The sequence below is a fragment of the Streptomyces sp. NPDC048825 genome (assembly GCF_043198355.1).
In the GTDB taxonomy this organism is placed as follows: domain Bacteria; phylum Actinomycetota; class Actinomycetes; order Streptomycetales; family Streptomycetaceae; genus Streptomyces; species Streptomyces xiangluensis.
On sequence record NZ_JBICUR010000011.1, the window covers coordinates 147,636 to 161,093 of the forward strand.

Annotated in this window: 10 protein-coding genes, 2 tRNA genes and 2 pseudogenes; 5 read left to right on the forward strand and 9 right to left on the reverse strand. The window is 69.8% G+C overall.

The genetic code is table 11. The annotated features are described in order from the left end of the window. Window positions 1–42 precede the first annotated feature (42 nt). Together ACGFNK_RS25960 and ACGFNK_RS25965 are read right to left on the reverse strand one after the other, a co-directional pair. The gene (locus ACGFNK_RS25960) at window positions 43–927 is read right to left on the reverse strand and encodes a DUF2797 domain-containing protein (protein ID WP_393419637.1); all 885 of its coding nucleotides are present in this window, start codon (window positions 925–927) and stop codon (window positions 43–45) included. 97 nt (window positions 928–1,024) lie between these two features. Continuing rightward, window positions 1,025–1,357, reverse strand: a complete 333-nt coding sequence (locus tag ACGFNK_RS25965) for a GYD domain-containing protein (protein WP_386340313.1) — start codon at window positions 1,355–1,357, stop codon at window positions 1,025–1,027. A gap of 162 nt (window positions 1,358–1,519) precedes the next feature. On the opposite strand from ACGFNK_RS25965, the gene ACGFNK_RS25970 reads away from it, so the two are divergent. Further along, window positions 1,520–1,942: a hypothetical protein gene (locus ACGFNK_RS25970; protein WP_393419639.1), complete on the forward strand. Its 423-nt coding sequence runs from the start codon at window positions 1,520–1,522 to the stop codon at window positions 1,940–1,942. A gap of 358 nt (window positions 1,943–2,300) precedes the next feature. On the opposite strand, the gene ACGFNK_RS25975 is transcribed toward ACGFNK_RS25970, so the two are convergent. From ACGFNK_RS25975 to ACGFNK_RS25985, 3 genes and pseudogenes are all read right to left on the reverse strand, one after another. Continuing rightward, complete coding sequence (locus ACGFNK_RS25975) at window positions 2,301–2,966, reverse strand: glycosyltransferase family 32 protein (protein WP_393419641.1); 666 nt, start codon at window positions 2,964–2,966, stop codon at window positions 2,301–2,303. Window positions 2,967–3,037: 71 nt separating this feature from the next. Next, entirely contained in the window at window positions 3,038–3,643 is a 606-nt protein-coding gene (locus ACGFNK_RS25980) for a glycosyltransferase (protein WP_393419643.1), read from the reverse strand. 164 nt (window positions 3,644–3,807) lie between these two features. Beyond that, window positions 3,808–3,979 (reverse strand): annotated as a pseudogene (locus tag ACGFNK_RS25985) (amino acid ABC transporter substrate-binding protein); the annotation flags it as partial. 153 nt (window positions 3,980–4,132) lie between these two features. On the opposite strand from ACGFNK_RS25985, the gene ACGFNK_RS25990 reads away from it, so the two are divergent. Together ACGFNK_RS25990 and ACGFNK_RS25995 are read left to right on the forward strand one after the other, a co-directional pair. Beyond that, entirely contained in the window at window positions 4,133–4,297 is a 165-nt protein-coding gene (locus ACGFNK_RS25990; RefSeq protein ID WP_393419645.1) for a hypothetical protein, read from the forward strand. 46 nt (window positions 4,298–4,343) lie between these two features. Beyond that, window positions 4,344–4,796 (forward strand): annotated as a pseudogene (locus ACGFNK_RS25995) (tyrosine-type recombinase/integrase); the annotation flags it as partial. 82 nt (window positions 4,797–4,878) lie between these two features. Here ACGFNK_RS25995 and ACGFNK_RS26000 read toward each other — a convergent pair. After that, window positions 4,879–4,951, reverse strand: a tRNA-Arg gene (locus ACGFNK_RS26000). A 197-nt stretch (window positions 4,952–5,148) separates the two neighbouring features. Next, window positions 5,149–5,239, reverse strand: a tRNA-Ser gene (locus tag ACGFNK_RS26005). A gap of 239 nt (window positions 5,240–5,478) precedes the next feature. Between ACGFNK_RS26005 and ACGFNK_RS26010 the strand changes: the two genes are divergently transcribed. Both ACGFNK_RS26010 and ACGFNK_RS26015 read left to right on the forward strand, forming a co-directional pair. Next, a complete protein-coding gene (locus ACGFNK_RS26010; RefSeq protein ID WP_393419647.1) occupies window positions 5,479–5,943 on the forward strand; it encodes an SSI family serine proteinase inhibitor in 465 nt (154 codons plus the stop codon). A 221-nt stretch (window positions 5,944–6,164) separates the two neighbouring features. Continuing rightward, entirely contained in the window at window positions 6,165–10,700 is a 4,536-nt protein-coding gene (locus tag ACGFNK_RS26015; protein ID WP_393419649.1) for a PAS domain-containing protein, read from the forward strand. A gap of 102 nt (window positions 10,701–10,802) precedes the next feature. Here the strand turns inward: ACGFNK_RS26015 and ACGFNK_RS26020 are convergent, their stop codons facing one another. Both ACGFNK_RS26020 and ACGFNK_RS26025 read right to left on the reverse strand, forming a co-directional pair. Next, on the reverse strand, window positions 10,803–12,479 hold the full coding sequence (locus ACGFNK_RS26020) for a long-chain fatty acid--CoA ligase (protein ID WP_393419651.1): 1,677 nt from the start codon (window positions 12,477–12,479) through the stop codon (window positions 10,803–10,805). Between the two features lie 248 nt (window positions 12,480–12,727). Then, window positions 12,728–13,282 carry a SigE family RNA polymerase sigma factor gene (locus ACGFNK_RS26025; RefSeq protein ID WP_386340295.1) on the reverse strand — a complete coding sequence of 185 codons (555 nt, stop codon included), beginning with the start codon at window positions 13,280–13,282 and terminating at the stop codon, window positions 12,728–12,730. Between the last annotated feature and the right edge of the window lie 176 nt (window positions 13,283–13,458).

Genomic DNA, 13,458 nt, shown 5'->3' on the forward strand with positions numbered 1-13,458 from the left:
CGGCGCGCACCCCGCACGACGTCCAGCGACATTCAGTGCCTTTCAGAAGAGCCCGTCCTGCATCCCGCCCTGCAACCCCCCGAACTCCCGTACCGGCACCGTCACCGCACCGGCCGGTTCACCCTCACCGGCGGCACTCAGCTCCCACCCCTTCATCAGCCGCGTATCGAGCACGACGACCCCACGCTCGCCGGCCAGATGCAGATCGGGCCCGGCGGCAGCCACCAGCTCACCCCTCACTACACCCCCCGCCACAAGCTCACTCACCACGCCCCCAGCCGGGGGCGACCCGTCGAGCCCGAACACCCCGGCATGATCGACGGCCACGAACGGCATCCGCTCCAGAGCCTCCGGCCAGCCACCGAGCCCCACGGCCTTCGCGTGCAGCGCCTCGACCTCGCCCGCCCGCACCGCCGCCTCCGGCAACGCACTGCGTACGGCGCGCTTGGCGTCGTACGCGATCCGGTCCGGCACCCCCAACGCCGTACGCAGCAACTCCTCACTGCGCCGGGCGGCCATCAGGGGCCCACGCCCCAGCCAGCTGAAGACAACGGCCCCCTGCTCCAGCAGCCTCGCCTCTCCCCGCTCCACAGCGGTGATCCCGACCTTGACCATCCCGCTCCCGAACCACGCGAGATACACGTGATACGGCCGCGGATCATCGGCGACGGTGTCGGCGGCGACAGAGTGCGTCCGCTCCAGCCGCGCACACTCCTCACACTGCGCCCCGACACTGCGCCCGGACACGACAGCCCGCACGGGACAGCTGTTCCCCCGCGCCCCCACACACGTCCGCACACCCCCGTCGACCATCGCGAACGCCACCCGCTTCCCCCACGACAACGCGCTGCTCCGCCCACCACCCCACCCGAGCACGGGCCCTTCGACACCCCACCGCAGCCCCGTACATCTCCACACCTGTGCCATCACCGAAAGCGTAAAGGGCACCACTGACAAGAGGTCCCCGGTGATTCACCGGGGACCTCTCACCTGTGTATGCCGTTGTTGCGGCCAGGGCCGCCGTCTATGTGGACGCGCCAGGCGCCCGGTACTGGACCTGCCCGGCTGTGCGCAGGGCCTCGAGTGTTTCATCGACGGTCAGGAGGGCGGTCGTCTCGAACGAACTGAGCGCGCCGCCTCCACTGATCGCCAGCGCCACCGAGGCCATGGACACGTTGTCCGGGGCCTCCCACAGGTTGTAGCCGTCGTGCGTGCCGAAGGCGTACCAGAAGCCATGGAGCTTCCCGCCGACGGACTCGATGTACGACTGAGCGGCCTGCGCACGGTCCTCCGGGTGACCGATCAGCCTCGCCCAAGTCTCCGGCGTATAGCTGAACCTCGATAGATAGAGCGGCATCATGTCTCCCTTTCGTCCCCTCAAGGGATGCCACCGCGGGGAGAAATCCCGCCGGAGGCGCCCCGCGTATCCCCCGAACGGCCGCGGCGGCCCCGAAGTACTCAGGGAGTGCTGAGTACTTGTGCCCTGGTCGGTGACGGCGTGAGCCGAAACGCTTGGCAGATGAGCCAAGGACTACGGAAACCCGTTCTCCAGCTGTTGTCGATCCCCGCGACGGCTGGGGTCTCGATAGCGATGTGGGCTGCCTGGCTGGGCTGGGACCAGCAACGTGACGTGCAGCCTGACGGCACGATGACCGGCCCGTACGAGGCGTGGCAAGTGATCGGGCTGGTGCTGACTCTGCTGGTACCGGTGTGCTGGGCGGCATCCCGGCGCTACTTCGTAGGCGCTGTGCTCGGCCCCACGGCCGGCCTGACCACTGCCGCCTTCTACGACTGGTCGGACGACACCTCCGGCCTCTTCGCGGTCGGCGTGGGGTTGATCATGATGGGGACCCTCGCCGCGACCGCCGTCCTTTCCGCCGTGATCGCCACTGCTACTGATCATCGGCAGCGGCCACCTGCGGCTCACTACCGGCCCAGCTGACGGCTGGCATCAGCCCCTTGGTGGACTTCGCTGCGGTACGGCCCGAAAAACGCCAGAGGCCCCGGAATACTCCGGGGCCTCTGACCTGCGTGCACTCGGCAGTATTCGAACCTGCCCTTCCGATCCGTAGTGGCACGAAGGCCGTCCGTGGGGTCCATGAGCTCCATGGGGCGTTCGCACGTACCAGGTCGTAGTACCTAGCCCGCGTAGTAGCTGCCCTGCAAGGTTGCCTCGCGGCCGAGGACGACCAAGCCGCCGGAGCCGACCCGCACGCCCGCGCCGGGCACCGCCGGTGTCGGGCATCAGCAGCACGGGGTCGGTGGTGCGCCGGCGACAGTGATCAGCCGTTTCTTCCTCTCTACATTTCGGGGCGGGCCGGTGTGAGCGTGAGCCGGTTGTCGCCACCCGGCTTCTTCCAACTGACTGCGTTGGCGTGGACGATGAATGCCTCGCTGGTGTCGTCCTGGCCCTCAACGACTATCAGGCGGCGACTTCCCTTGACCGCACCTCGGTCGATCTGGGTGAAGTCAGGAAAGGAACGCAGTATGGGGGTGATGTAGCGGGTGCCGAAGATGTCGAAGACCTCGTACTTCTCGGTCGTGTTGCGCTTGAGGTAGGCCAGGCGGAGGTAGCGCGCTCCGGCGCCTTGGACGATCATGCGGTAGGCGGGGTGGTCCCGGACGGTGCCGAGGGTGGCGTTCTGGACGTTGCCCTTGTTGCCGGTCATACCGAACAGGGTCAGGCCGTCGATCAGGGGGGCGATGGGCTGGGTGCACCAGGAGTCGGCGTCGGTGTAGATGCCGCCGTACTGGGCGAGGAGTTCAAGGCGGAGAAAGTCGGCCCGTACGGCGGGCGGCTGGTCGGCGAGGGCGTCGTAGACCCACTGGTTGTGCAGTGCCGGGAGGTTCTTGTCGGTCCAGAGCTGCACCCGGTAGTCGGGGTTGTGCTCCTTCCAGGTGCGGAAGTTGTCCCGGTAGGGGAAGGCCTTCTTGCCGATCCATATGACGTGAATCAGTTTGGGCACACCAGCCTGCGTCACGTTCGCCGATGTGGCGGTGGCGGCAGCAGCGGTGGATGTGCGAAAGATGTTGCGGATCACGGCGCCTCCCAGCGGACCATGGTGTTGAAGAAGTCGGCCGCCTGCGGTGCGGCGGCGATCGGCTCTAGCACTCGGCGATCCCGGCCGGTCGGGTCGAAGCGCTCGGAGTTCTTGAGCGCCGCACCCGCCATCCGATGCTGCAGCGCCTCGTTGTTGATCAGTTCGAGCAGGCCATCGGCGATGGCCCCGACCTTGCCGACCTGGACGAGACGTCCATCCACGCCGTTGTCGGTGATCTCCCCCGGGCCGTGCGGGCAGTCCGTGGAGACGACGGGCAGGCCGCAGCGCATGACCTCGACCGTGGAGCGGTGCTCGGCGATGCGGCGGTCGGTGAGCGCGCTGTACTGGCCGTAGCGGCCCTCCCCGCACGGGAAGATCCGGGCCGGCGCCCGGTCTGCGGAGTCCCCGTCACGTCCCGGGCCGTCCTCGCGGATGTCTACGAGGTGGCGCACGCGCACGCGCGGGTTCCGCTGGAACACCGGCTCGTCGCGGTGGCCGAGTACCGAGGTGATCTCGACGTCGTGCTGCTGGGCAAGGCTGAACGTCGTCCGGATCGCACCCCCAATTCCGTAATCACTGTGTAACGCAAAGGAAATCTGCATGCGTCCCCGTATCTCCGTCTCATCCAGCTAACTGATGGCTAGACCGGGGAGTTGGTGTAATGGTTGGGTCTGCTTACCATCTTGTTCTCGAACAGTTGGCCTATCGGTAACCTCTTTCGGGAACGCTTTGGCGCCGAGACACATCAGGGCTCGGCCGAGACACATCAGGGCTCCCAGGACATCTGCGGTACGTCGAAGCACTCGTTGTTCATGTCGCCCTGGCTCACCCATTCCCGGGTGTCCTCCCAAAGGCCACCGAGAGGCAGGTCCTGCGGGTCTTGGGTGGTTCGGGCAGCCGCTCGTACCAGACGGGCAGCAGTGGCCGTCTGCCCTGTACGGCTTCCGCGAGTCCATCCCCCGCGCCTAAGGGCTTCTGGTTGATCTCCGCGGCGTCGCAACGCTCGGGACGCGCCCCCACCATCGAACCGGCTGCGCGAGAAGGACACCAAGACCGACGCCGGTGACCGGTGGCTTCCCCTCCCCACGATCGTGCTGACCGCACTAAGGACGTTCCGGGACCGTCTGGCGAAGGAGAAGTTCGCCGCGGGCGAGGCCTACGAGACGTCCGGCCGGGTGGTCGACGACGGGCTGGGGCGCGCGGTCAAGACGGACTGGCTCAGGCGCCGGTCGTACGAGCCCGTGTGGCGAGCTTGACGTGTGTCCCTCTCTGAACGGCCGTGAACGGGGCTGAATGAGGCGCCGTCAGATCCTCCACCGGGAGACCAAGACCGAGGAGTCGGACCACTTCCTGCCGCTGCCGGAGTTCTGCCTTAAGGCGCTACGGATGCGCCGCGCTCAGCAGACCGGGGACCGGAAGGCGGCTGGCGATCTCTGGCAGGACATGCGCGGCCTGGTCTTCACCACGAAGCATGGGACGCCCATCGAGCCGGGAAACCTGACCCGCATGTTCGCCCTGCGGGCCCGTCGCGCCGGACTCCGGGACATCCCCCCTCCGGAACACCCGGCACACGTGCAGCTCGCTCCTGGTGGCTCTGAAGGTGCACCCGAAGGTCGCTCAGCGCATCCTCCGGCACTCGCAGATCGCCATGACGATGGAGGCCTACGCCGAAGCCAGCGAGGAGGAGGTGGCGCGGCGCTCGACAAGCTGTCCGCAGCGATGGGCGGCACCGATAGCGGCCCAGCTGACGGCTGACATCAGCCCGTTGCTGTACTTCGCTGCTGTACGGCCCAAAAACGCCAGTGGCCCCGGACTACTCCGGGGCCACTGACCTGTGTGCACTCGGCAGGATTCGAACCTGCAACCTTCTGATCCGTAGTCAGATGCTCTATCCGTTAAGCTACGAGTGCCTGTGTGTTCTGTTGTGTTGGCTCTTCCTGGCGGGCTTTTGGGCCCGGTCGGCGTTGCGGGAACAACATTACATGACTGGTGGCGCCTCGCGAAATCCGTTTAGCGGACCCTGCATGACCTGCGGAAACGGCCTGGGAAGGGCCGATGAACGACCGAAGCCCCGGCCAGTCGTGACCAGGGCTTCAGGATCATGAGGCGGAGGCGGAGGGATTTGAACCCTCGATGGGATTGAAGTCCCAAACCGCATTAGCAGTGCGGCGCCATAGACCGGACTAGGCGACGCCTCCAGCACAGCCTCCCGCGCGAGCGCGAGTGGTGCGTGCAGATGATGACACAGCCCAGCGGGGTGTCACCAATCGCCCCCCACGGTACTAGGCGGAAAGGGCGAAGGGCAAAGGCGTAACGCGGCGCAACGTCGCGGGACGGGCAGCGTTAAAGGGATGGGGCCTGTGCCCCGGACCAGCGATTCGACCACAGAACCGACCACAGCCCGATCATCCCGCCCCCCCACCCCGTGGAGCCCCCCATGTTCCGCCGTCTCGCCCTCACCGCAGCCGCCTCCGCCGCCGCCTCCCTCGCCGTGCTCGCAGCGGCGCCCTTGGCCGCGTACGCCGAACCGCTTCCCTCCGCGCCGCTTCCACAGATGCCGCCGCCGGCTCCCGACGGCGACCGCCTCACGGTGACGGTCAGCGACGCGGGGGACGGGCTGGACGGGACGTACGAGCTGGAGTGTCATCCGCAGGGCGGTAGTCATCCCGACGCTGAGGGCGCCTGCGAGCGGTTGGACAGAGGGACGGGCTGGGGTGAGGACCCGTTCGCGCCCGTCGAGCCCAAGGGAATGTGCACGATGCAGTACGGCGGTCCGGCCACCGCTCGCGTCACGGGTACGTGGGCCGGGCGGCCCGTCGACGCCACGTACGAGCGCGGTGACGGGTGTGAGATCGCGCGGTGGGACGCCATGGTGCCCGTACTTCCGGGGCTCGGTTCCTGAGTGGCCCCTGGCCTGCCGAGGGGGAGGGCCGCGGACGAGGGCCAACGAGGAGGTCACAGCTTCTGCGTCTTCTCTACTTCCCTTCTGCGTGCGACCTCCCTCTCATCCGGCGTCGCGAGCGCAACCTCTGCCCGTAGACTCCCTCGCGTGACACGTCGCGGACCGGTTGGCAAGATGGCCTCCGCGGTCGGCAAGGTGCGGTAACAGGGAGGAAGCGTCTCGTGAGCAGCAGGCCATCCCGAGGCGCTGCTCGCCTCGCAGCCATACTGGACGCGCTTCCTGATGCGTTGGTGCTGGTCAACGCCAATGGGACCGTCGTCAACGCCAACACCATCGCCCTGGAGACCTTCGAGGCCCCGGGGACGGCTCTGGTCGGGCGCGGGCTGCTCGATCTGCTGCCCGAGTTCGACTCCCGGCTGATCCCCGGGTCGATGCGCCGGCCCGAAAGCATCGACCCGCGCGGCGGGACCAAGCCGCGGCGGATGATGGCCCGGCGCACCGACAGCAGCGAGTTCCCGGTCGAGGTCACGAGCGCGAATCTGGAGAACGGCCAGCAGGCGTACGACAGTTCCGGCTACACCAACGATGAGCTGCTGATGCTTGTCGTACGCGACCTCTCCGGCACCGTCGACACCGAGGCCGAACTTGCGCGTTCGCAGCGGCAGACGGAGATGATTCTGCGGGCCGCCGCCGAAGGCGTGGTCGGGACCGACACGGAGGGGCGGGTCGTCCTCGTCAATCCGGCTGCCGCGCAGATTCTCGGCTTCAGGGCCAGCGACCTGGGCGGGCAGGAACTGCATCCGCTGACGCTGCACTCGCGCGCCGACGGCACCCCCTTCCCGTACGAGGAGTCGCCGCTCGCCGACACTCTCCGCTCGGGGCGCAAGCACCGGGTGCGCGGACAGGTGCTGTGGTCCAAGAGCGGCGACCAGGTGCCCGTCGACCTGACGACCGCGCCCGTGCGGGACGGGGACCAGCTCGTCGGCGCGGTGATGACCTTCACCGACCGGCGGGCGTACGACGCACTTGTCGAGGAGAAGGACGCGGCTGCCCTGCGGCATCAGGAGGAGCTCGCGCGGGTCGCCGAGGAGCATGCCGCGGCGCTGAACGCGCTCCGGGACGAGCACGGCAAGGAGCTCGCCGGGCTGCGCGAGGCGCATGAGGAGGAGCTGGCCGCGGGCGACGACCGCTACGCGGCGCTCGCCGAGCGGGAAAAGGACCGGTACGAGGCGCTGGCCGCGCGGCACGAGCAATTGCTTGCCGTGCTCGGGCAGTCCCTGCGCGGCCCGCTCGACCAGCTGCGCGGCGACCTGTCCGCCCTCGCCGCCGACGACGCCGGACAGCTGTGGCCCGAGGCCAACCAGGTACTGCACCACCTTGCGGCCGGCTACTCCCGGATCACCACACTCATCGACAACGTGCTCGGTTACCAGCGGCTCGACGCCGGGGCCGAGAACGTCGTACGGACGAAGGTCATGCTCGACGCGGTCGTCACGGCCGGTGTCGACGGAGCCGTCGAGCTGATCGGGCCCGGGCGGGTGCAGTTCGCCGTGCACGCGCCGCCCATCGAGGCCGAGGTCGACCCCCAGCGGCTCGCGACCGCGCTCGCGCACCTTGTCGCGGACGTCGCGGGCGTCGACTCGACGGGCAACGCGCCGGTCTCGGCCGGTGGCTACATGGACAACACGGTCGTCGTGGCGGCGGCCCAGCGCGGCGAGGTCGTACGGATCGAGGTGCGGGGGCCGTATGCCGGGGGAGACCCGGTGCACGAGCCGATCGTGCGCGGGATCGTGCGGGCGCACGGTGGAGTGCTGCAGACGCACGAGGTGCCAGGGATGAGCGGCAGTGCGTTTGTGCTCGAGGTGCCCATCGGGGGTGGGGCCGGGGCGGTTTCCGCTCAGGCTCCGGCGCCGGATCTTGGTGCGGATATGGCTGCGGGCTCGGGTGCCTCGGCGGAGGGTGGGCCTGGTTCCGCGCTTGCGTTGCCCGAACAGGTCCCCGCGCAGGCGGGTGGCGGGCGACGGCGGGCTCGGCGGGCCTCGGTGGACGCCTTCCTGGAGAGTGATGTCACGCCCTCGGCCGAGGGGGCAGGGACGGGAACGGAGACCGGGGCGGCCGCGCCCACCGGGCGGCGGCGCAGGCGGGCTGCGGCGAATGAATCGCAGACGGCGCAGGTGCCCGTTCCTGCGCAGGGGACCGGTGAGGGTTCCCAGGTGTCCGGTGGGACCGGGCGGCGGCGGGGGCGGCCGAGTCCCGCGGAAAGCGGCGGCGGGGTTGCCGAGGGTGCGGTCGTGACCGCAGCCGAGCATGCTGCGGGTGCCGCGGCCACCGGGCTCGGGCCGACGGTGCCTCCGCAGGGCGTGCCCGCCCCCGAGGGGCAGAGTGCGCGGCAGGTCGGCGGTGAGCGGCAGGCGCTGCCTGCCGCGCTGCCGTCGGGCCATGGCAGTGACGGAGCCGGCCGGCCGACCGGGCGGCGTCGGCGTGCGCTGGCCGCGGCGGCCGAACGCCAGGCCGCTCAGGAGGCCGGGCCGCGCTCGGTGTTCGCGCTGCCGCCGGCGGAGGCGGACCGCGGGCCTGGGTACGCCGCTCAGCAGCCGGCCCAGGGGCAGGCGGGGCAGGTGCAGATCGGTCACGGGCAGGCCGGACAAGTTCAGGCCGGCGGACAGGTTCAGGCCGGACAGGTGCAGGTCGGGCACGGGCAGGTCGGTCAGGTGCAGGCCGGACAGCAGCAGGCCGGGCAGGTGCCGGCCGGGCATGGGCAGACTGGACAACAGCAAGTCGGTCACGGCCAGGCCGGGCAGGTGCAGGCCGGGCAGGTGCCGGCCGACGATGGGCGTCATGATGCGGCCCTGCACGATCCTGCCGAGGATCACACTCCGCCACAGCCGCATCCGGTGTCGGCTCCTACCGGGCGGCGGCGGGCCCGACAGGGGGACGCCACGGGGGCGGGGCAAGGTGTTCCCGGGCAGATGGCGCCCGCGCAGGCGGTGGCTCAAGGGGCTCCCGCACAACTCACTCCCGCTCAGGGGGTTCCCGCGCAAGGTGATGCTTCCGCCCAGGGCGTTCCCGGACAGCCCGTCGCCGCGCAAGGCGTCCCGGAGCAGGGAGCTCCCGGCCAGAGCGTCACCGTTCCGGGGGCTACCGGGCAGGGCATGCCTCAGCCGATGATCCCGGCACAGGGCGTACCTCCGCAGGGAATTCCCGCGGAGGCCGCTGCCGCGACCACGCCTGCGGGCGGTGTCCCCGCTGCGGGTACGTCGCCTCAGGGCACTGCCGTCGCGCAGAACTCCCAGTCCCAGCCGCAGCCGCAGCCGCAACCCCAGCCCATGGCGGCCCCGAGCCCTCAGTCCCAGTCCCAGCCCTGGCCGGGCTCGGGCGAAGCCCCGGCACCCCAGGCCGCAGCCCCCGCCGCCCAGGCCCCGGCCCCGACCGAAGCGGACGCGCCTCGCACAGCCCAGCCGCTCCCCGCCGAAGCCCCACCCCCCGCAGCACCCGCTGCCGCCGCGCCCGCCGTGGACCCCAACTCCACCCAGGGCCGCGCCTTCAGCGTCCGTACGCTCGGGCAGGGCGTCCCGTTCGGTCGCCGTATGAGCGACGCCCAGCAGCCCCAGCCCACGCCACTGGCGGCTCCCCAGCCGCAGTCCCAGGCTCAGCAGCAACTCCAGCCGCAGACGCAGCCCCAACCCCAAGCTCCGACGCCGCCGCCGCCTCACGCGACCAACGGCTCCGGCCGCCGCCGCAAGCTCGGCACCCGTAACGAAGCCATCCCCGAGCCCGTCCCCGTGCCCGAATCCGCCGGCGAGCACCCGGAGACGGCGGCTCGCCCGCACCCGCAGCCGACCGCGGCGCCCCAGCCCCAGCCGAACGCGCCAGCACCCGAGCCCCGGCCGGCCGACGCCACCGAGGGCCCCGGCCGCTCGTACGCCATAGGAGCCCCGGACGAGAACGCCGACGAAGGTCCCGAGCCGCTCGACGGCCCCGGCGGCGCGGTCGAGGTCGCGAACCAGCCCCTGCCGCAGCCGATGGACGACGAGCTGCCCCCGGAGCCCCTGGACAACCCGCGTCGGTTGCTGGTCTGGCCCGCGCCGGACGTCGGTACGCAGCAGGCGCTGAGCGACCGCGGTTACCGGCCGGTGATCGTGCACTCGCGCGAGGAGGTGGACGCGCAGATCGCCGCGTTCCCGGCCGCGCTGTTCGTCGATCCACTGACCGGGCCCATCACGCGTACGGCGCTCCAGTCGCTGCGTACGGCCGCCGTCGCCGCCGAGGTCCCGGTGCTCGTGACGGCGGGACTCGGGCAGGCGACGCGCGAGGCGGCCTACGGCGCCGACCCTGCCGTACTCCTGAAGGCGCTGGCGCCCCGCGACAGCGAGCAGCACCCACCGCGTGTGCTGCTCATCGAGGAGCATGCGGAGATCGCGCTGGCTCTGACCTCGGCGCTGGAGCGGCGCGGGATGCAAGTAGCTCGGGCCTCATCCGACTCTGACGCTGTCACCCTGGCCGCGCAGATGCGGCCGAACCTCGTAGTGATGGACCTGATGCAGGTACGCCGCCGTCGTGCCGGAATCGTCGACTGGCTGCGCGCGAACGGCCAGTTGAACCGCACCCCGCTCGTCGTCTACACCGCCGCCGTCGACCAGTCCGAACTCCCGCGCCTGGCCGCGGGGGAGACGGTCCTGTTCCTCGCCGAACGCTCGACGAGCACCGAGGTGCAGAGCAGGATCGTGGAACTGCTGGCACGGATCGGCACGAACTGATCGGTTGCACATATGTGAGCCGGGGCGCTGTTTCACGTGAAACAGCGCCCCGGCTCACATACCGACCAACTCAGATAGCGGCGCTCAAAGCCGTCGGACCTGTCAGATCTGCGTGATGTCCAGATCGCCCGCGGCGTACTTCCTGCGCAGCACCTTCTTGTCGAACTTGCCGACGCTGGTCTTCGGCACCGCCTCGATGACCGTCCAGCGCTCGGGGAGCTGCCACTTGGCGATCCTGCCCTCGTCGGCGAGGAAGGCTCGCAGGGTGTTGAAGTCGGCGGTGGCGCCCTCCTTGAGGACGACGGTGGCCAGCGGGCGTTCGCCCCACTTCTCGTCGGGCACAGCGACTACTGCGGCCTCGGCGACGTCGGGGTGGGACATGAGCGCGTTCTCCAGCTCCACCGACGAGATCCACTCCCCTCCCGACTTGATGACGTCCTTGGCGCGGTCGGTGAGAGTCAGGAAGCCGTCGGGGCTGATCGTGCCGACGTCACCGGTCTTGAGCCAGCCGTCCTCGCTGAACTTGTCGGCGGGGCGCAGGGCTTCGGTGGCGCCATGGCCGCCGTAGTACGCGCCCGCGATCCATGGACCGCGTACCTCCAGCTCGCCGGCGGACTCGCCGTCCCAGGGCAGCCGCTCGCCGCCGGGGCCAGTCAGCCGGGCCTCGACGCTCGCGGGGAAACGGCCCTGCGTGAGGCGGTACGCGAACTCCTCGTCCGTACCGACTACATGGGCCGGCGGCCGGGCGATCGTGCCGAGAGGGGAGGTCTCCGTCATGCCCCAGGCGTGGCAGACGCGCATGCCCAGCTCGTCGAAGGCCGTCATGAGGGAGGGCGGGCAGGCGGAGCCGCCAATGGTGACCTGCGTCAGCGAACTCACGTCCCGCGGCTTGGCCTTGAGCTCCCCGAGCAGCCCCTGCCAGATGGTGGGGACAGCGGCGGCGTGCGTCGGCTTCTCGCTCTCGATCATCTCGGCGAGCGGGCCCGGCTGGAGAAAACGGTCCGGCATCAGCATGTTCACACCGGTCATGAACGTCGCGTGCGGCACCCCCCAGGCGTTCACATGAAACTGCGGGACCACGACGAGGGACGTGTCCTGGTCGGTGAGACCCATGGACTGCGTCATGTTGATCTGCATGGAGTGCAGATAGACGGAACGGTGGGAGAAGACGACACCCTTCGGGTCACCCGTTGTCCCGGAGGTGTAGCACATGGCCGCGCCCCGGCGTTCGTCCAGCTCCGGCCAGTCGTACGTCTCCGGCTTGTCCGCGATCAGTTCCTCGTACTCGTGCACCTGGACCGACGCCCCGTCCAGCAGCGAACGGTCTCCGGGACCCGAGACGATCACATGCTCGACCGACTTCAGATGCGGCAGCAACGGCGCGAGCAGCGGCAACAGCGAACCGTTGGCGATCACCACACGGTCGGCGGCGTGGTTCACGATCCAGGCCAGCTGCTCCGGGGGCAAACGGAGATTGAGCGTGTGCAGCACCGCGCCCATGGAGGGGATCGCGAAGTACGCCTCGACGTGCTCGGCGTTGTTCCACATCAAGGTGCCCGTGGGCTGTCCCTCTTCGACTCCGAGCTCCCGCAGGGCGTGCGCCAGCCGGGCGGCCCGCGCCCCGATCTCGGCGAAGGAACGCCGGTGCGGCTCCCCCTCGCCGGTCCACGTGATCACCTGCGATGAACCGTGGATGGTTGACCCGTGGGTCAGGATCCTCGAGATCAGCAGCGGTACGTCCTGCATCGTGCTCTGCACGGCGTCCTCCCGGGGCGACATTGCCTGCGCGGTGGCGTGAAAGGTTTGGGGCTGATTGTGCGCACATACCGCGCGGTATGTCACTAGTACCGGGATGATCGATCACGTGGGTGTGCAGGGCTTCCGTGGCAAGGCAGGGCTTTGTGAGACGGCCGAGCGCCAGTCAGCCCGCCGTGGCGGAGAAGCCAAGAGCGGGGCGCGTTCGAGGACGAGGCCGTCAGGCAGATACGGGGGCCAGGGGCCGAGCCCTGGCGACGACGCCGCACCCGTCAGCGAACGGGGTCCAGCTCCGGGTCCTCACGCAACTTGCCGAGCGCACGCGACACCGCCGACTTGACAGTGCCGACCGAAACACCGAGCACCTCCGCCGTCTGGGCCTCGCTCAGGTCCTCGTAGTACCGCAGGACGACCATCGCCCGCTGCCGCGCCGGCAACCTCATGATCGCGCGCCACATCGCATCGTGAAGCGCCTGCTGCTCCGCCGGATCCCCGGCCGGCGGAGCCTGCGGCTCCGGAAGCTCCTCACACGCGAACTCGTCGACCTTCCGCTTCCGCCACTGCGACGTCCGCGTGTTCAGCAGCGCCCGGCGGACGTAGCCGTCGAGAGCCCGGTGGTCCTCGATCCGCTCCCACGCGACATACGTCTTCGTCAGTGCGGTCTGCAGCAGATCCTCGGCGTCGCTGGGGTTCGCGGTCAGCGAGCGCGCGGTACGCAGCAGCACGGGCTGGCGGGCCTTCACGTACGACGCGAACGACGGATACGCGAGGGTTCCCGCCCTTGGCGTAGCGGCGTTCGAAGCGCTGGTGCAGACGGGTGTGGTCATGGCTCCACGCTAGAATCGCCCCCTACTCGAGCGGATCGGCCGGAGGTCCTGAAGCCTTGTCCGCCTCAGGTTGTAGGAGTGGTGCTACCTCCACCTCCTGGAGGTGGACGTGACAGCCCGCACCCCTGAGGGTCCACCCCTGAGAGACCCCTCCCACAGGAGTAGTACAGGGCGGC